Below are 23,641 nucleotides of genomic sequence, written 5' to 3' on the forward strand. Positions count from 1 at the left end.
TCCGGATTTACCGTGGATCCTGCAACGCATTCTGATTTCGACGACTGAGCTGGATCCCGTTCAGGTGCGGGCCTACGTGGTTTCGATGAGCGCACCGTTCTTCTGCCTGCTGCTGAGTGCAGCCATCAGCCTGCCCTTTCGTCATCGATGGCAGGTATTCGGTATTCTCTCATTGCACTGCGTGCTTCACCTGGTGCTCGACAGTTTGCAGGAAAAAGCACATTTGGGCGTTCTCTTTTTGGCTCCACTGCACTGGCAAACCTACCAGTGGGAGCTATTCAGCATGGACGGCTGGGTCTCCATCCTTCTCACCCTCCTGGGAGCACTCACATTGCTCAGTGGTTTCTGGGGAGGATTGAAGTTTCCAGGCATTGCACTCGACGCGCATTGCCGCATGCGAACCTGGTTCACAAGCCTGCTACTGGCAATCTCCTACCTGCTGCTACCCATGCTCTGCATGGAGGCCGTCATCAGATCCAATGTGCACGATCTTCGGGTGTGGAAGGGATCAGAGCAGCGGACCGGACAGGTCGTCCACTTTGACCGAGCCTGGTATGCTCCTGGCACTGAAGTGGGTATCGGAAGCATTCGAAGCGCTGTCATCCGGGACCCAATGCCCATCGAAGGGATTCGGCAGAATGAACCCGCACTGGTTTCGACAACCGCTATCTTCAAGGATGAGGAAACCCTGCTTGCCGGAGACGTAACGGTGCATCCACCACAGCGGCGCTTTTATACCACTCTGCTTGGGCTGTTGGGAATCCTCTGGATCTGGTTACTGCCGCACCTTCCCTGGTGCCAAAACGGTCGCAAGACCTCATGATGTTCGGGAATTGCCCTGCTCAGGGGCCAAGTATCACACGGTAGTATCCCTGTGGGACCCACCGCAAATTCGCGATGCGCTGGGCCTCCTGCATTGCAAACTGGTCGAGTGCGGAAATCCCGCTCGATTCCTGCAAGATGGGAGATCCCAGACTGCCTTCCGTACTCACCCATACCAATACTTCGACCGGTCGCCACAACATATTCGAAAGATCCACATCGATTGGGTTTTCCGGATAGTGAAAGCTCGCAACCTCTTCCCTGAGGGTTTCGGACTCAAACACCATGACTGCAAATCGCTCTGTCCCGGATGAAACGGGCTGTGCCCGCTCGCCAAGTGTATGAAAAGTATGCCACAGCTCTCCCTCGAGCAGTACACTTGGATCCAAAAGCTCCGCCTCCAGAGCGACAGGTTTCAGTATGTCCTGTGCATTCAGTGAGGCGTTCCAGGAGAACGGACTCAGCATGCGCGGATTCTGGTTATCGAGGTAGGTTTCGGGCTGCAGTAGTTTCCACCCAAAATCATACTCGCTCGGGAGAAAAAGGGGCACACTGTCCGAGAGCAAAGCCTGATCGCGCAAATTCCGATGATCCTCTGATGCATCGAGTTTGATGAAAGAAACGTAGGGTTCGGAAACCTGAACATCAAGAAATCCGGGCAGTTCGACTCGAAACAGAAAAAACCCTACCCCGTGTACGAAAAGACCCACCGCAATCGCAATCCATGCGACAGGGGTGGGTGCTAAATTTTCGACGATCTGTACCAGGCGTTCGCGTACCATATTCCGAGACGAGTCCCGTGCACCTTAGCTCCAAGCAACGCAGGAGTTCAATGCAATTGTGGAAACCCGAAAGCGCGCCCGGAAGCGATCTACTTGCGACGACGTCCGAACTTGGTCTGGAACTTCTCGACGCGGCCCGCCGTGTCGACGAAGCGCTTCTGGCCCGTAAAGACCGGATGCGAGTCTGACGTAATGTCCTGTACGAACACGTTGTACTCGACTCCGTCGATGGTCTCCTTGCGCTTCGACTTCATGGTCGATTCGGTCAGAAACTGCTTGCCGGATGAAACGTCGATGAAACAAGTTGGATAAACTTCAGGATGACCTTCTTTTTTCACGGTAAAAAATCAGTTGAGCGGATTAACCCTGACGCGCCTTGAAGCGGGGGTTAGTCTTGTTGATTACGTAAACCCGTCCCTTGCGCCGGACAACCTGGCAATCCGGATGGCGGTTTTTCAGAGACTTAATTGACGATACTACTTTCATAGGAAAAACGGCTATAAGATGGGTTTCCCGAAGTCGTGTCAAACCATTAGTTCCAAAATTTCCTGAATCCGAAGCATCGACACCAGCCATCAAAAACGGATAAATCCGCCATCATCGTCCATGCCATTCGGATCAGGGGCAACAGCTTCTGGGTTGACGCACGCGGGGAAAAGCATAGCTTCCCACCATTTTCTTTTGCAAAGGAATCTATAATCGTGAATCGCGTCTACATCAAAACTTACGGCTGCCAAATGAATGAGCGCGACTCTGAAGCCGTCGCCGCCATGCTGCGCAATCGCGGCTATTCGATGGTCGCCAGCGAACACGAAGCCGATATCGTGTTGCTCAATACCTGCTCAGTGCGCGATCAGGCGGAGCAGAAAGCGATCGGTAAGGCAGGTTACCTGACCGCACGCAAGCGACAGGACCCCAAATTTCTGGTCGGTATCATGGGATGCATGGCACAGAATCGCGGAACCGAATTGCTCGACCGCCTCCCCGATCTTGATCTCGTGGTGGGAACCCAAAAATTTCACCGCGTTCCCGATCACCTGGATCATCTCATCGCAAGTCTGAACGGGCAAGGTCCACGTCCGAGTTCGCTTGTGGATCTCGAGGCGGAGCAGGAGTCTCAAAATACGATTCGTGATCACAATGCTGAGACTGGCGTCTCCTCCTTTGTTTCAATCATGCAGGGCTGCAACATGCGTTGCAATTTCTGCATCGTTCCCAAAACACGGGGTGCCGAACGCAGCCGCCCCATTGAGCACATTTTGGAAGAAATCGAGGAATTGGTTGAGAAGGGAACGCGAGAGGTCACCTTGCTCGGCCAGATTGTCACCAGCTACGGACGCGACATTCTTCCATTTAAACAACAGAAGAGTCCGTTTGTGCAACTGCTCGAGCGTGTCAATGAGGTCAAGGGACTCGAGCGCATTCGTTTCACTTCCCCCCACCCGCGCGGATTCAAGCAGGATCTGATCGAAGCCTATCGCGATCTTCCCAAGCTCTGCGAATACGTGCACCTTCCGCTGCAGAGCGGTTCCGACCGTATGTTGAAGGCCATGAATCGCCCCTATCGGGTGGAGAGCTTCATGAACATCGTCAACGGTCTGAAGGTTGCGGCCCCAGGCATGACCTTCTCAACCGATATCATTGTCGGATATCCGGGTGAATCTGATGCCGACTTTGAAGAGACGGTGCGCATCTTTGAGCAGGTCGGGTTTGATATGGGATTCATCTTCAAATACAGCCCACGCTCCGGAACGGTCTCGGCTGAACTGGAAGATGATGTGCCCAAGGAGGTGAAGGAGGAGCGGAACCAGCGCCTGCTTGAGATCCTGCAACGCCAATCCCTGCAAACCAATGAATCACTGGTGGGAACGGTGCAGGAAATTCTGGTGGAAGGCCCCGCCCGCAAGGGGGAAAACATGCTCATGGGGCGCAATCGTGGTTTTCGCAAAGTCATTTTCAAGGGACAACCCCGGCTGATAGGGGAGTTGGTTCCCGTTCGCATTCTCGACGCAACGGTCACCACTGTGCGCGGAGAACTGGAACTGAGCGGAATGGACCCTGAGGAAGCCCCGACACTGTCAGAGACTGCAGAAGTGCTCGGTGCTTGAGGCATCGTCCAGAGAACCCGCACCCAAATCCAGTGAACATCAATTCGCCGACGCAGATGCCGATCCCTTGCGCGAAGACCCCAAAAAGGTAAATGCCGCCAGCAGTGTGACAAAGAGATTCGCCACCGTAATGACAGCAGAAAACCCAAGCGTGACCGCTGTCGAACCCAGCGGAGTATTCAGCCAGGATGACACACTTCCGGCCAGCCGATATACGCCAGTGTCAACCGACAACGAACCGCGAACCCAGAAGTAATAAGCAATGCACAGCAGCAATGCGAATGTATCCCTGCTTGTCAGTGAGCGAAAACTCAATCCTTTTGCCCCCGCCCAATAGCGCTGAGCCGCCGCCAGCAGAGAAATCACCAGGAAGTAAGCAACGGCCCAGAAAAAATACGGATCGTAGTAGGCGGGAGAGCGACCCACAATCGATTCAAACACGTCCCGCTTCGCGCGGGTCGAATAAAAGAGGTCCATCGTGATCAGGTTTGCCGGATCCCTCTGAATCATTGCCGCACGCGCCACTGCGACAAATGGACTTGCGGGGTAACGCGAAATCAGTTCGGCAAAGGCCAGGGTGGCTCCCACGTTTTGCTTACCCTCGATTTTCTGGATGCCTTCCTGAAACAGGTTGCCGGAGCGCACCAGAAACTGCGCTACCCAGGCCAGCAGGGAGACGAAGACGATCAACAGGATGAGTTTTTTCATGAATGCAGATGGGAGGGGACCTGCGAACACCGAATGCGCTTTGCGGGGAAATTCAAGCCCGAATCCTGAAACTCACACCACCGCTGGCAGAGTCGGAGCACACGCCTGCACGGCAAGGAGCACCTGGATCCGGGTACTTTGAATTATTCCCATGTTGAAATCAGCATTTTTGCCAAATTTCACTACGGATTTACTCTCACTGCTCTCGGACTGAAACGCTCAGAGCAGGTCCTCACGCTGCTGAGCCTGAATAGCGGTGAGCGCGATGGTGTAGATGATGTCGTCGACCAGTGCCCCGCGCGAGAGGTCGTTCACCGGTTTGTTCAACCCCTGCAGCATGGGACCGATCGAAATCACGTTGGCCGAGCGCTGCACGGCTTTGTAAGTCGTATTGCCCGTGTTCAGATCGGGAAAAATGAAAACATTAGCCTTGCCGGCAACCGGGCTGTCTGGTGCCTTCTTCGCCGCAACATCAGCTGTCGATGCTGCATCATACTGCAAGGGACCATCAATGAGCAGGTCGGGGCGCAACTCCCGCACAAGACGGGTCGCTTCCACCACTTTGTCCACATCCTTCCCGGAACCTGAACCAAGCGTACTGTAGCTGATCATGGCGATCGAGGGTTCCATGCCGAAGGCCTTGGCCGACTCCGCACTCTGGATCGCAATATCGGCCAGTTCCTCAGCATCGGGGTCGGGATTGATCGCACAGTCCCCATAGACCAGCACCTGCTCAGGCAGACACATGAAAAAGATCGATGAGACGATCTTCGCTTCCTTATGGGTCTTGATCAGCTGCAATGCCGGACGCACCGTATTGGCAGAGGAATGCACCGCACCGGAAACCAGGCCATCCACTTCCCCGAGTGCTAGCATCATCGTTCCGAGCACCACGTTGTCCGAGAGGTGATCCTTGGCAATCTCTTCGGTCATGTTCTTGTGCTTGCGCATCTCAACCAAAGGTGGAACATACTTGGCAAGCACCTTCTCGGGTTCGATGATTTGCAATTCATCCGGGATCACGACACCGAGAGCCTCAGCCTGTGCCTGAATCTCGCTCTCAACACCAAGCAGGATGCAATCACTGATACCGCGCAGCTGGCACGAAATCGCCGCCTGAATCGTGCGCGGCTCATTGCCCTCGGGCAACACAATACGCTTGCGACGCGACGACGCCCGTCGCGCAAGCATGTGCCGAAAGGCCGCTGGCGAAAGCCGGGTTTTCACTGCTGTGGCAAGGGCTTTTCGTATCCACCCTCCATCAATGGAGCGCGCAACGAGGTCCATCGCCTTGTTGATGCGTTCGCTGTCATCCGCCGGAATTTCCGGGTTCATTTCTGTCAATGCCTTGGCTGTTTGAAAAGAAGTCAGATTCACACGCAACACGGGCAATCCGGTATCCCATGCCTTGCGGCAGAACTTGAGCACACGCTCGTCGGGCTCCATGTCGCCCGTGAGAATCAACCCCGCAATTTGCGCACCATTCACCGCAGCCATGGCGGCGGCCACGATGATTTCATTGCGATCCGAAGGGGTCACCAGCAAGTTGCCCGTTTTCAACACCCAGAGCATGTTCGGGATCGAACGGGCGCACAGTTCGATGTTGCGCACACGTCGGTTTTCCATCTGCCCCTCAAACAGGGGGGTGGCGTGGATGAGCTTTGCCACATCCTTGGTTCGCGGAGCGAGCAGATCCTTGGCATACGGAACAATGCCGATAAGATCGAGTTCGCGTCGTTCAAACACCGGACACTGGTTCTTCAGTTGTCGAGCCATGGCATCGATGCTCTCCGAAAGCGGACGATCCGCCACAATCTCGAGCGCTGCCTTGTTGATGATCGATCCCACCACACTTCCCTGGTATTCCAAAACCGCGATTTCGATCTGCCGGTTCAGTTCTTCAGGACTGCAATCATGCAGTTGCGAGACCAAAATGACTTCCGCACTGAGGGTTTGCACAATGCGTTTGTTGAGCATTGCGCCCATGGGAAAATCTTCCGTCTGCAGCAGTCCTTCCACCACCATGACATCAAATCCCTGCGCAGCCTGATTGAAGCGCTGCACGATCTGCTCCATCAACAATTCGGTGCGGTCTTCGCTGATGTAGCTTCGCACCTCGGAAAGCGGCATGGGGTCAGGGGGAACAACTGCAGTCTCCGAGGCAATAAATCGCGTCGAACAATCTTCCGTGTCACCACGACTGTGCAGGGGTTGTGAGATCGGTTTGAAGAAACCAACCCGAACTCCCTGGCGATCCAGTGCGCGAAACAATCCGATGGAAATGGTTGAAAGCCCTACTTTGGCTCCAGTGGGAATCGTGAGAAGAATGTGATTCATGGTCGTTGTAAATGGGTTGCAGGTGTGCAGTATTCGACTGGAAGGCGTCAGCGGGCACGCAAGGTTTCAGCGGTCTCCATGGCGATCATCAGTTCTTCGTTAGTGGGAATGACGTAAACCGCTACCGGACTGTCCGGAGGGCTGATGCGGCCATCCGACTCACCGCCATGCGTGGCATTCGCAACTGGATCCACTTGCACTCCGAGAAATCCGAGGCGTCGTACCACAGCCTCACGCAGCCAGGGATTGTGCTCGCCAATGCCACCTGTAAACACGATGGCATCGCAGTGATCCAGCGAAGTGCGAAGTGCTGCGAGGGATTTTGCCAGGCGGAAAACCAACACATCCAGCGCAATCTGCGAACGCTCGTGCCCCTTTTCGGCGGCATCCACCAGCTCCCGCATGTCATTGGAGAGGCCTGAGAGGCCGAGCAATCCGCTCTTTTTGTTCAAAATCGCATCCACTTCTTCGATGGAATATCCCTTTTCCCGACATAAAAAACCATGGATGCTCGGATCAATATCACCGCAGCGCGTGCCCATCACAAGCCCCTCGAGCGGGGTGAGTCCCATCGTGGTGTCCATGCTCTTGCCCGCCTGGGCTGCGGTTGCGCTCGACCCGTTGCCAAGGTGGGCCGACAAAATGGAGGTGCTTTGCAGGGGCTTCCCAAGCCGCCGTGCCGCTTCACGATAGACGTAGTGGTGACTGGTTCCGTGAAAGCCGTAGCGCCGCACTCCCAATTCCTCGTAAAACTCGTAGGGCAGCGCATAGAGGTAGGCCTCGCGTGGGATGCTCTGGTGGAACGCAGTATCAAATACTCCCACATGCGGAATGTCACCGAACACTTTTCGGGCCATGCGAATGCCAGTCAGGTTGGCAGGATTGTGAAGCGGAGCCAGGTGATTGCAGGCCTCCACCTGCTCCATCATGGCCTCGTCGATCACGGCAGATGCCTTGAATTTTTCCGCACCATGGACCACACGATGCCCAATGGATTGAATCTCGATGCCCGCCAACAAGCGCTCCGCAATCGCGTGCAATGCATCCTCCAGGGTAGCTCCTGCGTGCAGGAAATCCTCAACAGTTCTGCCATCTTGCGTCCACTTGAGACGCGGTTTTGCCCCACCCAGGGGTTCCGCAACACCCTTGAGCAGGCAGTCGTGACGGGCGGTGTCAAAAACCGCAAATTTCAACGACGAACTGCCGCAGTTAATAACCAGTGTATTCTCTGACATGTTTCTCCAAGTATAATAGCTTCTCCTGCACCCCTTCCCAGCGGGTGGATTTTCAGAAACGCGTCCCCTGAAGCTACAGGAAAACTAATCCCGATTGCAATCCATTAAACACCTGCTAATGCTGACATCACGGAATGCACGCCAAATCACTCTCACATGGAGTCGACCATCGTGCTTCGTGCTCCGTAAATTTCCGGTAGTGGATTCGCATATTTCCCTTTTTGTTCGTTTCAAAAGCACAAAGGACCTTTACAATCCGCCTGAAAATTGAGAACAATCGCCGCTTCATGACACTCTTCTTTGCCACGCTTTTGGTTGCCCTGCTGCTCATCGGACTCGGCACTTTTCAACTGGTCGCTGCCGACCGGGCACAACGCACGGCAGTTCGCATGTTGCGCTCAAAACCTGCTGCCGTGGTACTGCTCGGCATCGCAACTGCGTGGTTCGTCTGGAAACTGACGCAGCTCGGCGCACCCGATTTCGGGAATTACAAGCACTGGCTGATCCTGCTGTTCATCGCAACCTCCGTTCTTTCCTATTTTTTCATCCCGGATTTTCTGGCCGTTCGCGGACTCGCAGCACTGTTGTTGCTCAGCTCAGATGCAGTGCTCGACGCCGCCTACATGGAACCCCCGACCACTCGTCTCTTTCTTGTCGGTTTCATCTATGCAGTGATTGTAGCATGCATGTATCTCGCCTCACTGCCCTATCGACTCAGGGACTTTTACGAATGGCTGTTTCGGAAACCCTATCGCCCGCGCATATTGGCCGTCTGCTCACTGGCTTATGGTCTGTTGCTCGGGTGGATCGCCTTCACCTACTAAGCAACCGGCTCGCATGACCTGTATCGCAGCAGCCATTCCCCGAAACGGAATCATCCTCATCCTCTGTGGACCCGCTGGCAGCGGAAAAACCACGCTCTGCGATCAAATGCTCGCCCAGTTCGGGAGCCTCAAGCGCATCATCACCGCCACCACACGCAAACCCCGACCCGGGGAACGCCATGGCGAGCACTACTTCTTCTTTACCGAGGCCGATTTTAAAGAACACATCGAAGCGGGTGCTTTCTACGAACACGCCAAGGTGCACGGTCGCCACTACGGAACCTTAAAATCAGAGGTGCAGGCACAACTCAACGCCGGAAACGACATCCTGCTCAACATCGATGTACAGGGTGCTGCCAGCTTTCGGGAGCATGCCACCCACGACCCCCTGCTCGCCTCACGCCTGCGCACCATTTTCATCCGCCCCGAAAGTGTTGAAGTGATCCGGGAACGCCTGCGCGATCGACAATCCGACTCGGAAGCCGAAATTGAGCGTCGCCTGCAGACCGCCCTTCAGGAACTGGCAACGGCGGAATCCCACGACTACATCCTGCCCACGTCCACACGTGAGCGTGATTTTGAATTGATGCGCAGCATCTACCTCGCCGAAAAGCACCGCGTCGTGCGGCTTCCCTGACACTCTCGAAGCACCAGTGCTTTTCCTGGTGCTGGCCCGAGACACCTTTTGGAATGCCAGCCGTAGCCTTGGCGAAGAATGGTACCCAGGAAGGGACTTGAACCCTTACGCCTTGCGGCACTAGATCCTAAGTCTAGCGTGTCTGCCAATTCCACCACCTGGGCACAGGTTGTTGCGTAGCCCACCACGCTAGGAATTGCAGGACTCAGATCAACGCAAAAATCCGAGTTTTCTTGAACAGTCGGCTCGATTGCATCACATTGCCCGGTTTTTCGCATTTCACAACCCGCCATGTCATCAACCCACATCCAGTCACCCGAGCGTGCTCTTGCAACTCTGCCGCCACCGTTGGTGACTGGCACCATTCCCACTGCTCTGGCCCCCATGCAGGATGTGACCACGCTACCCTTCATGCGCGTGCTCAAAAAGTATGGGGTGCCCGACACGTTCTTCACCGAATACTTCCGGGTCTATCCCAACTCCCGACTCGACAAACACATCCTGCAATCGATCACTGAAAGCGAGACGGGGCGCCCGGTCGTGGCACAGTTGCTCGGCAACAGTCTTCCCGATATTCGACGCATTGTTCGCGCCCTCGAGCCTTATCCCATCGCTGGAATTGACCTGAACGTCGGTTGCCCCGCCCCTAAGATTTACAAAAACCATGCGGGCGGTGGACTGCTACGCAACCTTGACCTGCTCGACTCCATTCTCGGCACCTTGCGCGACAGTGTGCGCCATGGCACGTTTTCCGTGAAAATCCGAGTGGGATTTGACTCCTTTGAACCTTTTGAACCGACTCTGGCTCTTGTCGAAAAACACGGGGCAGACCTGCTCACCATCCATGCCCGCACCGTCGCCGAGTCCTATCGCGGAGAACCACACTATGACCTCATCCGACACGCGGCCAATTCGCTGCGCTGTCCCGTCTACGCCAACGGCAACATCACCTCTGCCGCGAAGGCACGTCACGTGGTGGATAGCACGGGTTGCGCAGGTGTGATGATCGGACGCTCTGCCATTCGCAATCCATGGATCTTTCGCCAGATTCGGGAATTCTCGAAGGGTGAACCCATTTTCCAGCCAACGCTTGCCGATGTGCATGCCTACATCCGTGATCTCTTCGAAATCTGCTGTGGCGGTATCGAACGCGAGCGTTCCGCGATCAATCACCTCAAAAAGTTTGTCAATTTTGTGGGTCAGTCCGTGGACCCGCGCACGCGATTCATCAAGGCCATGCGACGCTGCCACACGGAAACTGAGTTTTTTGAAGTTTGCGAAGAACACTTGCTTGCAGATGGAAACGCCCAACTGCCGTTCTCCATCGAACCCTATTCGGGTGTGGTCGCCCGTCCCAACTGCGAAGATGGCAGTGTGGTCAAAATTGAGCCGTGCCGCTTGTAAACCCTTGCCCCTGCAGCAAGCAGATCGGTTGCAGGCAGAGTTCACGAGAAGTTCAAAACTTTTGAGTTTACGCTATCGAGTGGGCATGCGATGTTCGTCGACTATCCATCCACCGCATCATGGACCGCCAGCTACAAGTCGAACTCGGGAGTCGTTCGTATCCGATCTGCATCGGACGGGATCTCCATGTCGAAATTCAATCCAGGATTTCTGAATTGCGCGCGCGGAATCGTCCGATCGCGCTGATCACCGATTCTGAAGTTGCCCGGTGCCAGGAACCCTTCCTCAATGCCTGCTTTCGCGACGTTCCGCGATGGGAATTGCCTGCAGGTGAGGTCAATAAAAACCTGCACCCGTTTATTGAGGCACTCGAGTTTCTCGCTCAGCAGGGATTCGACCGTTCCACGGTTCTGTTTGCAGTGGGAGGGGGTGTCGTTGGCGATTTTGCGGGTTTTGTTGCCGCGAGTTTCATGCGCGGAATTGAGTTTGTGCAAGTCCCCACCACTCTGCTTGCCATGGTGGACAGCTCTGTCGGAGGGAAAACGGGAGTCAATCTGAAAGCGGGTAAAAATCTGGTCGGGGCCTTCCATCAACCCTCAGCCGTCTACATTGACCTTTGCAGACTTGAAACACTGCCTGTGCGCCAGTTCAACGCAGGCATGGCCGAAATCATCAAAGCTGGACTGCTGGCAGACCGCGAGTTCTTCGAACAGCTCGAATCCATGGACCGGCTGCACGCATCCTCTCCGGAGCTGGTTTCCGTCATCGCACGCTCATGTGAAATCAAGGCACAAGTTGTTGCATCCGATGAGCGGGAATCCGCCAGCAGTGGGGGTCGGGCACTGCTCAACCTCGGCCACACCTTTGGTCATGCCATCGAGCAGGTAACGCAATACCGCAGCTACCTGCACGGGGAAGCCATTGCGATCGGGATGCGCATGGCCTGCGAACTGTCAGAACATCTCAACTTGATAACGACTGCAGACACTCAACGGGTCATTGGCTTGCTGCAGCGCTATGAGCTGCCCGTATGCCTTGAGCCATCGCTTTCCATTGACGCATTGATGACCGCAATGGGTCGCGACAAAAAGAAACGGGAAGGCAGCCTGAAATACGTGGTGCTGAAACAACTCGGGAACGCGGCAACACAAGCTGACGTGGACGCCACACTCATTGAGCGTGCACTGCAAAAGGGTGGAGCGATCTGACGGAACGATGAACACCAAACCGAGCGCGCGAAGTTCGTTGATTTGGTGGATCATCGCATCCGTCGCATTCCTGCGCCTGCTCTACGCCATTGCCTTCCCTCTGGATTTGTCCGGAGATGAAGCATACTACTGGGATTGGGGACGCCGATTGTCCTGGGGATATTTCAGCAAACCCCCACTGATCGCATGGCTCATGGCACTCGCGGGTTGGTTGGGAGGTCAAACTGACACCGGCATCCGCATCATGGCAGCTTTGCTCGGAACTGGAAGCCTGCTGTTCTGCTACCTGCTTACCCGGCAACTCTGGGGGCGATCAGCCGCTTTCTGGGCCGTGTTGCTCACCGTGGCTTCCCCTGGCAATGTAGCGCTGAACCTCATTCTCACCATCGATGCTCCCCTGGTGTTTTTCTGGAGTGGAGCGCTCTTCTTTTTTTACAACCTCATCCACAACCGACGCTATGTCCGGTTGTGGTGGGTGCTCACCACGGTTTTTCTTGGACTTGGACTGTTGAGCAAGCAAATGATGCTGGCGTTTTACCCCATGGCCATCGCCTATCTGGCCAATCAACCGGAAACCCGCCCCCTGCTCCGTCACCGCTCGCTGATCAGCGCAGCACTGTTATCCCTGAGCTTCCTGCTTCCCACGCTGTGGTGGAATGCGACACATGAATGGATCACGCTTGCCCACACACAGCACCATTTCGAAGGAAAATCGATTTCCCTTCTCGGCATTCTGAGCCGGGCCGGAGAGTTTCTGGGTTCACAAATCGGACTGCTCTCCCCGGTAACCGCATTTGCGATCGCGCTACTGGGTCTGCAGTCGATGCGCTCTTTCCGATTGCTCGAAGCAAAGGCGCGCTTCCTCGTGATATTCAGTGTGCCCGGCCTCATTCTCGTTTGCCTGTTGTTGTTGAGGCAGGGCATCAACGCCAACTGGCCCGCTGTGTTTTACTGCGGATTTTTCTCCCTGCTGGGGGCTGCAGTCGCTGGCTCACCAGGATTGCCAGAGCACTGGAGACGCCACTGGCCGCGCTGGGGTATCCCCGCAGTTGCGACTGGCGTTCTCTTTGCTCTGTTTACCGCAGCCATTCCCTTTCTACTGCAATGGACGGAGCGCACCGGATCAAAACTGGATCCGTTGGTTCGCCTTCAGGGTTGGTCGGAACTTGCTCACGAACTGCAGCGCTACCGGGAATTGCACCAACATGCACTCACCGATCCATTTCTCCTGACTACCGGGCACCGCTACACGACCTCGCAACTGGCATTTTATCTCGTAGATCAGCCGAGAGTCTTCCGCTGGCCTTCGGAGCCGGGGGCCGTGGAGTCGCAGTATGAAATCTGGGGTTTTGATCCTGAGCTGCAAGGTCGGGATGCCTTGATTCTTGCCTCTGGCGATGTCCCATTGCTTCCCGAAAGTCTCTACTCGCACTTTGTTTCTGTCCGGCAAGTGGACACGCTGGAAATCACCATCGGCGATCATCATTCCCGCAGCTACTCTCTTTACATCGCGAAGTCCTTTCAATTACGCTGATGCCTGTTTGAGATCTGTCATGAGCTTCTCCGCGCGCAGTTTTGCATCCATGCACTCCGCATTGCCGGCGGTAGAAAACACCTGCGAACTCAGCCGAACCATTGTGGTGCCATTCTACAACGAGGCAGCATGTGTCGAAGCAGTATTGGCCGAAATCCGCAATGCCCAGCCCTCTGCCGAAATCATCGCTGTGGATGACGGCAGCACCGATGGCACCTGGCAACACATTCAATCACGCTGCGATGTCAGGGGACTGCGACTCGATCAAAACTGCGGACAAAGCGCGGCCATCTATGCGGGCATGCTTCATGCAACGGGCAGCGTCATCGTGCTGATGGACGGTGATGGTCAGAACGATCCAAGCGATATTGATGCCCTGATCGCAGAACTCACTCATGCAGATGTAGTGGTGGGTTATCGTGCAAACCGCCAAGACAAGTGGAGCCGTCGTACAGCGTCACGCATCGCCAATCGCATCCGTCGCATTTTTCTCGTCGACGGAGTGCGTGATACTGGCTGTTCACTGAAGGTATTTCCAGCCTGCTGTGTGGAGCTGCTGACACCGTTCAACGGTCTACACCGCTATCTGCCTGCCATTTTCAACCGTGCGGGACTCCGCATCCGGGAAGTTCCAGTGAACCACCGTGCCCGCACTCTTGGTAAATCCAAATACACGAACTGGGATCGTGCGATTCGCGGGGTCTATGACCTGATTGGCGTTGCCTGGCTGTTAAGACGGAAGATTCACTTTCCGCGCATTCAAACCTCACATTTTGAGACACATGCATGAGACACTGTTTAACATCAATCTCTTTGGAACCGAGTGGGTGGTAACCGGATGGAAACTCGTAGGTTATGCGGGTGTCAGCATGTTTGCCGGTCGCTGGATCGTGCAGGTGGTTGCCTCGTCCCGAAACAGCGCCGTCACCATCCCCCGACTCTTTTGGTACATGAGCCTGCTGGGATCACTGCTCTTGCTCACCTACTTCATTCTGGGCAAAAACGACTCGGTCGGCATTCTTTCCAATCTGATGCCGAGTGCCATTGCGGGCTATAATCTCTTTCTGGATATTCGAAACGCTCATCGGTTGAAAAAAAAGCCATCGCCCATCCATCCCTAGCATTCAACCTTTTCATTCATCGCGACACAGCCCATGTCATCCTCACTTCGATACACCGGAAAACTCTTCCGCACGACCTTTCGTGAAATCCGCCAACGTCCCTGGATTCACATTGCGATACTACTGGTCATTCCTTTGCTCACGAGTCAGACCATGCACCATGATCGTGCATGGCTCGAACGCATCCATTTTGATGAAGTCGGATTTGCTCAACTGCATGCATTTGCAGGGCAGGTCAGTCACTACTCTTCCTTTCTCTACACACCGTTGCTGTATTGTGCGGTCATCTGGTCGGTTGGATGGCTCCGCAGGAACCCCCAGCTCAAACGCGCGGCACTGATCTGCATGGTTGCCGCTACCACCGGAGGAATCCTGGTCAACGCGCTGCGTCCCAGTTTTGCGCGACCCCGCCCTCGTGCGGAGATCGAAGACCGATTTTATTGGTTCGATGTGAGCACGAACATGCAGAGCTTCCCTTCAGGTCATGTCATGTCCAATATGTCGGGTGCGGTTGCACTGAGCATCGTGCAGCCCTGGCTCGGGGTTCCCTATGTACTGCTCACCACCGCTTCGGCTTGGTCCCGTATGCAACGCCTGGCTCACTACCCAACCGATGTGGGAGTCGCAGCAATACTTGGCACCGGCATCGGCATCGCCTTTGCGAGAGGTGCCATGGTCATGAGGAGGGAAGAGGATCCATTGGAAACAGCACCAAAATCTTCGACCATCGCATCCGGGCGAAATTGATGCCTTCCACAGGCAGTACCACATGGGTGCCCTGCGCCAGTGACCGAAGATCGATTCCGATTTCTCTGTGCGCTTCAGGAGCTTTTCCGTTCCAGCCTTCCTGAATCAGCCCCTCGATTGTATACTCCCTTTCGAGGATCACATAGCAGGTCTTCCGAGCCTGTTCGCTCTGGAACTCCGCTTCAAGTTCAGCGGGTTCAACGTCAAAATCCCATGTTCTTCCGGTATAAAATACGAGACTTGGCTCTTCAAATCCGATACCCACGGTCCGCGAGGTTTCGGGCAGTTCTTCAAGCATGCTTGCAACCGGAATTACCGGAGAAAGTGATCGCATCGCTGTCGCAAGCAACAAATGGGTCAAGGACACAAGCACCATCAGAGAAATCGTTGCCCAGACCACCCGGAAGCGAACTGCCACTACCAGAGCATTTAGCAGAAGGAGAAGGAACAGCATTGCACCGAGCGCAGCTTTGACGCCGTCTAGCTGCAGGTGCGATCCGAGTACCCAGATCAGTCCGGCCGTGAGCAGGCATTCAAAGAACAGAACATACCCCCAGAACCACCGATTCCCCAGGTTCCCCCATTCCAAATCCTCCCGGTCGAAACTGGCCATGATCCAGATCAGCAATGCGGGAAAGGCTGGCAATACGTAGTGGGGCAGCTGAGTGGAATAAAACAGAAAAACCAGATAAGGACTCAGGAGCCAGGAAACCAGGAATGCACTCAGCGGATTCCAATCCGAACGCAGATGCTTCAGCCGCTTGCCCAGCAATGCCATCCATGGGAAGAGACTGATGAAGGTCGTCAATAGATAGTAACCGGGAATCACCCAACGCTCATTAAACGCCTCCAACCCTCGATCCACTACGTGTTTGCCCACGCCCACCTTCCAAAAAAGTCCATCCGTTGCGAGCAGCGCGGGAATTCCCCAGGCAGCAATCAACATCAGGGAAACCAACAGCCCCGAGACCGGGCGCAGTTCCTTCCAGTTGAGCGGATGCCGCCACCAGACCCAGCGATAGAGCAGTAAGGTGACCAGCGGTATTGCGATCGCAATCGGTCCTTTAGCGAGAAATCCGATGCCAAGCGACAGATACAAGAGCCAAAACCAGCCCCGGTGTGCTCTGCCGTTCCCCCGTTCCCGAACGAGTTCATACAGCGCCCAACAGGCATAAAATACTGCGGCGATCATGGGCATATCCGCCAACGCAAGCCGACCATGCTGGAGAACCTGAAAACAGGTGAGCCAGGCAAAACCCGCAAACCAGCCCACTCTTGCATTAAAATGGCGGCGACCCATCAAATAGATGCCAATGGCAACCAGCAAACTTGCCACGACAGAATGCAGGCGTGCGGCAAACTCGGAAACCGAAAACAAATGATAGTGCAGGCGCATCCACCAGTAGGTCAGGGGAGGTTTGTCAAAGCGGTATTGCCCGTTGAAGTACGGCACCACCCACTCCTGTCGCTCCATCATTTCCACCGTAGCCTGACTGAAGCGCGGTTCATCACGATCCAGAAGGGGCATTTCCCAGATTCCTGGCAGCAGCGCAACCACGCCCGCTACCAACAGCGTCAGCAAACCCCATCGTTCCATGCATCGGGAATTGTTCAGCGTCATGCGCATACTTGTTTGAAGCAAATCCACAGCGGCAAGGAAAGCCCATTTGCGGATATTTCACAATCGTCCCGAATGCCAAGAGAAGATTTGAAAGGTTTCCATTTCGAACGAAGTCCCCCAAACGGCGGTCCCAATGCAATGAAAAGATCTCCTCCTCCAACCTGGCACGCGCCTGGCTGGTAGGTTCTCTCATCAACCATCATCACACATGTATCACAACCCAATCCAGGTCTCCGAAGAACTTCTTCCCATCGTCAACGCCAAGGACGAGGTCATTGGCACTGAAAAGCGCGGAATCATTCACCAAAAACGACTGTTGCACCGTGCCGTTCACATCCTGCTCTTCAATGCATCCGGTCAGATCTACCTGCAACGCAGGTCGCTCAATAAGGATGCTGCCCCCGGCAAATGGGACAGCTCGGCATCGGGACACGTTGACCCAGGGGAGAGCTATTTCGTCGCTGCCAAGCGCGAGTTGAGTGAAGAACTCAATCTGCTGGGCGCACCCAAGCTGACCGAAGTCGCAAAACTTCCGGCCAGTCGCCAAACCGGGATGGAATTCACCATGATCTACCAGACCTATTCCGACGAAACTCCAGACCCCAATCCACACGAGATCATGGAGGGTCGCTGGATCCTGCCCGAGGATCTGGATACTTGGATGGAGTCTGAACCCAAGGTCTTCGCAGGGTGCTTCAGGCTCGTTTGGAAGACCTTCCGCAAATCCATTACCCACTCCGTGCATCCGGACACACCTGAACCTTCAATAGCCTGAGCATCCAGGTTCGCTATGCGCAAAACCGATTGCATTTTCCCACAGAGCCGCCACACTTAACGGTTCGCCCATCATGATCTACGACCGACCCTACATGAAAGCCAGTTACACCAAGCCCCGTGGCTTGGGTGTCATTCCCTGGTTGCTCATCTCGCTGATCGTCGTGTTCATGATGCAAAACATCATCCGCATTTTTTTCGGACCTGCAGTTTATCAACACGCCGTTCTCGATTTTTTTGTGTTGAGCAGTCCGGTGATCGGGCAGGGCAAGATCTGGACCTTGCTGACCTATGCATTTTTGCACGATACGAGCAATATCCTGCACATACTCGGCAACATGCTGGGCCTGTTTTTCATCGGACGCATGGTGACTCGCATTTTTGGGGACCGCGCTGTTGTGGAGGTGTTCATTCTGTCATCCCTGTTGGGGGGACTGCTTGCACTGCTGGTTCACTTGAATGACCAGGCGATCATCCTGGGCGCATCCGGTGCGCTGATGGGGTTGCTTGCTCTGTTCTGTCTCGCTCGCCCCAATGAAGAGATCACCCTGCTGCTGTACTTTATTTTTCCGGTTACGCTCAAGCCAAAATGGGTGCTCTGGGGTACTCTGGCCATTTCACTGCTTGGTTTGCTCTTTCATGAAATCCCCGGAACCAACCCGGTAGCCCATTCAGCTCACCTTGGCGGAATTCTGGGCGGGTATCTCTACTTTTTGCTGGTTTCCAAGGGAAAAACCCTTCGCAACCTCGCCCCCAAAGTCACCTTCAAAACCACCACGTCGACTCCACCTCCCCAACCCCGCAAACCCAAAATCAGCTACTCCGTCAACTTCGAGAGCAGGGACAAGTTGAAAGCAGAGGTGGATCGCATCCTGGACAAGATCAACTCGCTCGGGTTCGGTTCGCTTACCCAGGAGGAGCGGGAAACTCTCGACAAGGCCAGAGATTTGCTGCGCAAGTAGCTTCCAGTTGGAATTCCTGAGAGAGAACCACGGCAGCCGTCGTTCTCACTCATCCTCAAAGATGACGTTCACGGGTATCTCATCCAACAGATCACCTGCAAGCTGACTGGTTTCCACCACTACACCACTGAGGCGGTTCCGCAGGACAAAATAGGAAATCATGGAAGGAATTCCGACGACCAATCCGGCTGCCGTTGTGATGAGCGCCTCTCCGATGTCTCCTGCCAATAGCTCGGGCCGACCCATGCCGCCCTGCCCAATGGTCTGAAAGGCACTGATCATGCCGCTGACCGTGCCCAGCAGCCCGATCATCGGTGCAACCGCTCCGACCACATTGAGGTAATTCACCCATTGTGCGACAGCATTCTCCTCCGCTTCAAGATGTTCCACAAGTGTTGCCTCTGCCTTGCCTCTGTTCATTTCGGGCACATCCGCCCGAATGCGTTGCAGGGACTTCACCATCACTCTGGACAAAACCGTATCGTTTCTGCCCAACAGTTCCATCGCCTCCGAAATGCGAAATTGTCCCAACAGTTCCATACCTGACTCCCGCACCTCGGTGGGAATGAATTTGTGACGCGCTGTTTCCTTCCACGCATAAAACATCAGAAACAGCATTCCCAGAGAACACATTCCAAGGGGATACATGGCCCACCCTCCCTGTTGAATCATTCCCCACAGGCTGAGGCTTCCCTCAACGGTGGGTTCTTCATCCCCCTGAGCTACTGCGTTGCATAGGGGCAGTGCGCTGAACATGAGGATTCCAAAGAGTTTCTTGAGAGCATGGATTCTGAATTTCATAAGTCGAAGAAGGGTGTTGCTGGAGAAAGGATTCATTCTGCTGGGAGCACAGTCCCCGCAGAATGAAAAGCAATGCGAGGGACAGGAAGCACGTCGATAGCATGCTCGGGCGATGAATCCGGTGAAAGAAAAGCATTGAATTCATGCTTGCGTAACTGCTCCGACGCTTGCGCTCGCCAGTCCATGCTGCTCCATACTTGCATCCAGTGACGGAGGTAAGGAGGCAGGTCCCGCGCTTCATTCCCAATCGCCACGCCCGTGCGATAACGGTGGGCATCTTCGATGCGCTTCAATCGCAGTGAAGCGAGAGACGCAAGCAGGGAGGCATGTCGAACCGATGCGGCATCGGGCTGTGCATGGAATATCAGTGCATGCACGGCACAGCGCAAGGCAGACAGATCCCTGTTCTGCTGCAGATAAATCACGCCCAGGGCAATCCACTCGAGCGATACATGCCCCGGATTCGAACTGGATTCAATGCGTTGCCGCGCCAGCGCCTCTGCCTCGCTCCACAGTGACAGATTGAGGTAGCAACGAAGCAGACTTTGGGCAAAGCGCTCACTCAAAACGGTATGTTCAAGATGGGGATGTACGCCCCGCAAAACACCCAGCGCATCCGAAGGCCTTGTGGCTTCCGCACTTTCAGCCCACTGCAGATAAGGTTCGATTTGCGCCAACTCCATCACTGGAAAGAACGGTGATCGCTGCTCATACAGTTCCCAAAGGACTTTCATCGCCAACTCGTGCTCAGTCCCACCGAGCAACTCCATGGCCTGCGATAGAATCGGCTCACCCGCAAATCGAACTTCTGACACTTCAGGCCAACGCAGTTCCACCTCAACCTCGCCATGATCTCCCACTTTTTGAAGTAAGACACAACCATCCTGGATCGATCCGTGATACCGTCCGCGGAAATGAGTGCCGTTGCTTCGCACGACTTCAACATCAGCCAACTTCAACATCCGTGCTCGCTGCAAGAACGCTTCATTCCCGTGTTCCAGTGCCAACACAGTCCATGCGTCAGAGATAAAAGCTATGCCCACTGCAATTGCAAAACGACTCCAATTCATCGGGAAACCTCCAATCCGGATCGGGTCCATTCTGAATCATCCTCCTCCAAAGACTCTGTCCCGCTCGAAATCGAAACGTAGTCCTGCAATCGATTCACCTGTGCGGCAGCTTCACGATGTTGCGGGAATTCAACCAAATCCTCCTGAGACAGAAGCTCTTGCCAGGTGCGGAGGGCAGCATGCAGGTCTCCACGTTCTTCAAACAATTGCGCGCTGCGCGCATAGGCCTCGGCAACCAACTCCCGTTCGGCGCGATGCAGGGTGTAAATGCGTTGATAGTAGGCAATCGCCTTCGCAGTTTCAGCTCCAGAAACGTGCCATTCTGCCAGTGCTTGCAGCGCCAATACCTGCGTGTGTCCACCCGCATCCCTGCTTCGCAAAATCTCTTCCAGAACTGCTTTGCACTGGTCCCGCTGCCCCAGTTGCTGCAAGATCCGCGCATGCAGCAGCTGTGCTTCAAATCGTCGTTCATGCTGGGGTGTCTGCCGCTGAAACTGGATGAGCCAATGATTCGCATCCTGCCATCTTTGTTCATCGACAGCGCGTCTTCCCATTCCGAGAAACGCCAGTGCCCGGGATGCCGAGCGCGGATAGCGCTGCAGCAGTTCCCTCAAGTAAGGTTCACCCGCTTCAAATCCGTCCTGAATCAGGGAAAACCCAATTTCCCCGAGTAACAGATCGTCCAATGCATCCATCGGCACCTTCAGACTGATCTCCTGTAAGGTACGGCGTGCGAGATCCTGCTGCTGCGTCCATCGCAATTGCAGTGCTTGAAACCCTTGAAGCCGCGCAGCTTCGGTCAGACGGCCCGCCTCTGTAGCGCGGATTTTTTGAGCTTCAATCCAGTGCCCAAAGGATTCGGCCTCGCAAAATTCGCCCCAATCCCCATCGACTGCCTGTACAGGTTCTGGAAGAGCCTCCGAGCGCAGCAACTCGTACAACGCCGGAAGTGCATTCAGGATCTCCGTAATCCCTCCGGCAGCTGGATCATTCGCCCAGCGATCAAGTGCATCAAGGTAGAGCTGCAGCGTTTCGGGTGCGCGCTGCTGTTGCTGCAATGCCCAGCCCAGCCAATAGAGGATTTCGCCCGCGCTGTCCGATATGTCAGTGCCTTCTTCATTCAGCCAGCTTCGAAAGTGTAATTCCATGGCGGCATAGTCTTCCATGGCCCGCAATACCTTTCCGATCTGGAGCTTCGCATATCGATACCAATGCCCATGTTCTGGAAGGATGGACTGGAACCGCTGCACGGCGAGTTCAAGTTCGCCATCGGCCATGGCAATATCACCCAACAACACACGAGCCTCCACGCTGGAAGCATGGTCGGGATAATCATTCAGAAACTCCGTCAGCACCTGCTTCGCTTCAGGCAGACGCTGACTGGAGTATTCCACGCGACCAAGACGGTACTGGAATTCAGGTGCCATCCAATGATCTGGATAGGTTGCCAACAGTTCCAGCAGCGATGCCCTGGCACGATCAAATGCATTCATCGCACCCAGAACCAATATCCTCCAATATGCTGCACGGACGCGCAGGGAGGTTCTCATGTCAGGCAGTGCAATCGCATAGTCGAGATCGCTCAAAGCATGCTCGAGTTGATGAACCTGCAGCCGAAGGTTTCCCCGTGTGACCCACCAGTCGGATCGGTCTCTGTGCTCGGGAAAGCGCTCAATCAAGTCCGAAAGCACCTTGATCGCAGGCTCTGCTTCTCCTGCCTCCTGGTAGGTGCGAGCCAGCAGATACAACGCCTTGGGCAGCAGCGCAGAATCCGGAAAATGGTTGGCAAACGCTTCGCAAAGCTGACGCGCTTCCCGCCACCGTTCAAAACCATGGCTCGCCAAAATCCAGTGGTACCACGCCTGCTCCCGAATTTCGACATCAAGTTCCGCAAGCGCCAGACTCCGGAAGATCACCCAAGCTTCTGTAAAATGGGACGCAAACAAGTGGCATCGACCACGTTTCAGCAGAAACACCGGCGTGTAGTCTTCGCCCTGTTCCAACTGAGACAAGCGCGCTTGCATTTGTGCCTGCAACTGGTGGTAGTGTGCACGCCACATCGGATTCGCATTGGCGCGAAGCTCCGATTCAGCGGAAGCCAGCACCGTCTGTAGTTGTGTGAGCTGCGATTTCTGTCGGGACACCAATTCCGTATACAACGGCACATGCGCGTATGCCCTCAGAGCTTTCTGCCACGCCTGCTGCGCCATGAAATAATCCCCTAGCTGAAGTGCACTGAACGCCAGGACTGCCTGCTCGGGCAAATCATCCATTTTCCATTGCCTTTCAAAGAGAAGTGTTGCCCCTTGCTCCCATTGAGCGCGATTCAAATGGTGCTGCAATGCCGCCACCCGCGCCCTGGCTTTCAGGTCGGCGCTTCCAGGTTCGGATTCAATTTGCCTCAACTCTTCCAGAGCCTCTGCTTCCCTCTCCTGTGACAACAATGTGATCATGCGCTCAAAGCGCATCAGAGAGCGTTCGGGATGCTGCGGAAAATCATCGAGAAAACGACGGTAAAGCGCATCAAGATCTCCTTCCTCTCGCGCTTGCCGGGTCGCCTGAATGAGTGCGATCAGAATCAGAGCCTCCTGAGGTTGTGCCTCATAACAGCAATCCAGGTAACGATTCAATACCTGCACTGCCATTTCAGGCTGACCGGAAAACAGTGCACTGACTCCGTACATGGGCAGCATCACCTGTTGAAAGCGGGAATCCCGAAACTCGGGTTCTCTCGCAAATTCCACCTCCAGTGCCTGAAACTGCTCGACTGCTTGCTGATGGTGCTGTTGCAAAAAGGACTCCCGAGCGACTGCAAAGCGCTGATTAAATGTGGTTGCACTTGCCTGGCCTGCCAAACTGCAGCCCAGCAGAATCGTGATGCGCATCACGGTCGCGCGCGATTGAATCGCCATGGAAACGGAGAAGAGGAGTTGAGGAGATTTAAAG

General features: G+C 54.9%; 22 protein-coding genes and 1 tRNA gene. 12 read left to right on the forward strand and 11 right to left on the reverse strand.

The window, feature by feature from the left end; all coding sequences use genetic code 11:
* The coding region (locus tag ABQ298_05325; protein ID MEQ9823787.1) for a hypothetical protein at positions 1-823 on the forward strand (823 nt) is incomplete at its 5' end.
* Positions 824-842: 19 nt separating this feature from the next.
* On the opposite strand, the gene ABQ298_05330 is transcribed toward ABQ298_05325, so the two are convergent.
* From ABQ298_05330 to ykgO, 3 genes are all read right to left on the reverse strand, one after another.
* Positions 843-1,604: a hypothetical protein gene (locus ABQ298_05330; protein MEQ9823788.1), complete on the reverse strand. Its 762-nt coding sequence runs from the start codon at positions 1,602-1,604 to the stop codon at positions 843-845.
* 89 nt (positions 1,605-1,693) lie between these two features.
* Complete coding sequence (locus ABQ298_05335; protein MEQ9823789.1) at positions 1,694-1,942, reverse strand: type B 50S ribosomal protein L31; 249 nt, start codon at positions 1,940-1,942, stop codon at positions 1,694-1,696.
* 22 nt (positions 1,943-1,964) lie between these two features.
* Entirely contained in the window at positions 1,965-2,090 is a 126-nt protein-coding gene (gene ykgO / locus ABQ298_05340; GenBank protein ID MEQ9823790.1) for a type B 50S ribosomal protein L36, read from the reverse strand.
* A gap of 215 nt (positions 2,091-2,305) precedes the next feature.
* Here ykgO and miaB point away from each other — a divergent pair, with 215 nt between their 5' ends.
* Entirely contained in the window at positions 2,306-3,712 is a 1,407-nt protein-coding gene (gene miaB / locus ABQ298_05345) for a tRNA (N6-isopentenyl adenosine(37)-C2)-methylthiotransferase MiaB (GenBank protein ID MEQ9823791.1), read from the forward strand.
* Positions 3,713-3,751: 39 nt separating this feature from the next.
* On the opposite strand, the gene ABQ298_05350 is transcribed toward miaB, so the two are convergent.
* The 3 genes from ABQ298_05350 to ABQ298_05360 form a co-directional block, all read right to left on the reverse strand.
* Positions 3,752-4,420 carry a hypothetical protein gene (locus ABQ298_05350; GenBank protein ID MEQ9823792.1) on the reverse strand — a complete coding sequence of 223 codons (669 nt, stop codon included), beginning with the start codon at positions 4,418-4,420 and terminating at the stop codon, positions 3,752-3,754.
* Positions 4,421-4,639: 219 nt separating this feature from the next.
* A complete protein-coding gene (gene pta, locus ABQ298_05355) occupies positions 4,640-6,757 on the reverse strand; it encodes a phosphate acetyltransferase (GenBank protein MEQ9823793.1) in 2,118 nt (705 codons plus the stop codon).
* Positions 6,758-6,804: 47 nt separating this feature from the next.
* The gene (locus ABQ298_05360; GenBank protein MEQ9823794.1) at positions 6,805-7,992 is read right to left on the reverse strand and encodes an acetate kinase; all 1,188 of its coding nucleotides are present in this window, start codon (positions 7,990-7,992) and stop codon (positions 6,805-6,807) included.
* A 287-nt stretch (positions 7,993-8,279) separates the two neighbouring features.
* Between ABQ298_05360 and ABQ298_05365 the strand changes: the two genes are divergently transcribed.
* Positions 8,280-8,816, forward strand: coding sequence for a hypothetical protein (locus tag ABQ298_05365; protein MEQ9823795.1), 537 nt, complete (start codon positions 8,280-8,282; stop codon positions 8,814-8,816).
* 13 nt (positions 8,817-8,829) lie between these two features.
* On the forward strand, positions 8,830-9,453 hold the full coding sequence (gene gmk, locus ABQ298_05370; GenBank protein ID MEQ9823796.1) for a guanylate kinase: 624 nt from the start codon (positions 8,830-8,832) through the stop codon (positions 9,451-9,453).
* A gap of 79 nt (positions 9,454-9,532) precedes the next feature.
* Here the strand turns inward: gmk and ABQ298_05375 are convergent.
* Positions 9,533-9,617 (reverse strand) — tRNA-Leu (locus ABQ298_05375).
* A gap of 127 nt (positions 9,618-9,744) precedes the next feature.
* On the opposite strand from ABQ298_05375, the gene ABQ298_05380 reads away from it, so the two are divergent.
* From ABQ298_05380 to ABQ298_05405, 6 genes are all read left to right on the forward strand, one after another.
* Positions 9,745-10,857, forward strand: a complete 1,113-nt coding sequence (locus ABQ298_05380) for a tRNA-dihydrouridine synthase family protein (GenBank protein ID MEQ9823797.1) — start codon at positions 9,745-9,747, stop codon at positions 10,855-10,857.
* A gap of 119 nt (positions 10,858-10,976) precedes the next feature.
* On the forward strand, positions 10,977-12,065 hold the full coding sequence (aroB, locus tag ABQ298_05385; protein ID MEQ9823798.1) for a 3-dehydroquinate synthase: 1,089 nt from the start codon (positions 10,977-10,979) through the stop codon (positions 12,063-12,065).
* A 7-nt stretch (positions 12,066-12,072) separates the two neighbouring features.
* Complete coding sequence (locus ABQ298_05390) at positions 12,073-13,599, forward strand: glycosyltransferase family 39 protein (GenBank protein ID MEQ9823799.1); 1,527 nt, start codon at positions 12,073-12,075, stop codon at positions 13,597-13,599.
* 49 nt (positions 13,600-13,648) lie between these two features.
* Positions 13,649-14,389, forward strand: coding sequence for a glycosyltransferase family 2 protein (locus tag ABQ298_05395; GenBank protein MEQ9823800.1), 741 nt, complete (start codon positions 13,649-13,651; stop codon positions 14,387-14,389).
* The gene (locus tag ABQ298_05400; GenBank protein MEQ9823801.1) at positions 14,382-14,720 is read left to right on the forward strand and encodes a lipid-A-disaccharide synthase N-terminal domain-containing protein; all 339 of its coding nucleotides are present in this window, start codon (positions 14,382-14,384) and stop codon (positions 14,718-14,720) included. The genes ABQ298_05395 and ABQ298_05400 overlap by 8 nt, the downstream gene beginning before the upstream one ends.
* 33 nt (positions 14,721-14,753) lie before the next feature.
* The gene (locus tag ABQ298_05405; protein MEQ9823802.1) at positions 14,754-15,467 is read left to right on the forward strand and encodes a phosphatase PAP2 family protein; all 714 of its coding nucleotides are present in this window, start codon (positions 14,754-14,756) and stop codon (positions 15,465-15,467) included.
* Here ABQ298_05405 and ABQ298_05410 read toward each other — a convergent pair.
* Complete coding sequence (locus ABQ298_05410) at positions 15,397-17,064, reverse strand: glycosyltransferase family 39 protein (protein ID MEQ9823803.1); 1,668 nt, start codon at positions 17,062-17,064, stop codon at positions 15,397-15,399. The genes ABQ298_05405 and ABQ298_05410 overlap by 71 nt on opposite strands.
* A 232-nt stretch (positions 17,065-17,296) precedes the next feature.
* Here ABQ298_05410 and ABQ298_05415 point away from each other — a divergent pair, with 232 nt between their 5' ends.
* Both ABQ298_05415 and ABQ298_05420 read left to right on the forward strand, forming a co-directional pair.
* Positions 17,297-17,863 (forward strand): NUDIX domain-containing protein, encoded by a 567-nt coding sequence (locus tag ABQ298_05415; protein ID MEQ9823804.1) that lies wholly within the window; start codon positions 17,297-17,299, stop codon positions 17,861-17,863.
* A 73-nt stretch (positions 17,864-17,936) separates the two neighbouring features.
* A complete protein-coding gene (locus tag ABQ298_05420; GenBank protein MEQ9823805.1) occupies positions 17,937-18,824 on the forward strand; it encodes a rhomboid family intramembrane serine protease in 888 nt (295 codons plus the stop codon).
* A 45-nt stretch (positions 18,825-18,869) separates the two neighbouring features.
* On the opposite strand, the gene ABQ298_05425 is transcribed toward ABQ298_05420, so the two are convergent.
* Genes ABQ298_05425 through ABQ298_05435 form a run of 3 tightly spaced genes read right to left on the reverse strand, consistent with a single transcriptional unit; the run spans position 18,870 to position 23,607 of the window.
* Complete coding sequence (locus ABQ298_05425; GenBank protein MEQ9823806.1) at positions 18,870-19,625, reverse strand: MotA/TolQ/ExbB proton channel family protein; 756 nt, start codon at positions 19,623-19,625, stop codon at positions 18,870-18,872.
* 32 nt (positions 19,626-19,657) lie between these two features.
* Positions 19,658-20,695 (reverse strand): hypothetical protein, encoded by a 1,038-nt coding sequence (locus ABQ298_05430; GenBank protein MEQ9823807.1) that lies wholly within the window; start codon positions 20,693-20,695, stop codon positions 19,658-19,660.
* Complete coding sequence (locus ABQ298_05435; protein MEQ9823808.1) at positions 20,692-23,607, reverse strand: tetratricopeptide repeat protein; 2,916 nt, start codon at positions 23,605-23,607, stop codon at positions 20,692-20,694. The genes ABQ298_05430 and ABQ298_05435 overlap by 4 nt, the downstream gene beginning before the upstream one ends.
* Positions 23,608-23,641 lie beyond the last annotated feature (34 nt).

This window comes from Puniceicoccaceae bacterium, from assembly GCA_040224245.1.
Lineage (GTDB): Bacteria > Verrucomicrobiota > Verrucomicrobiia > Opitutales > JAFGAQ01 > JAKSBQ01.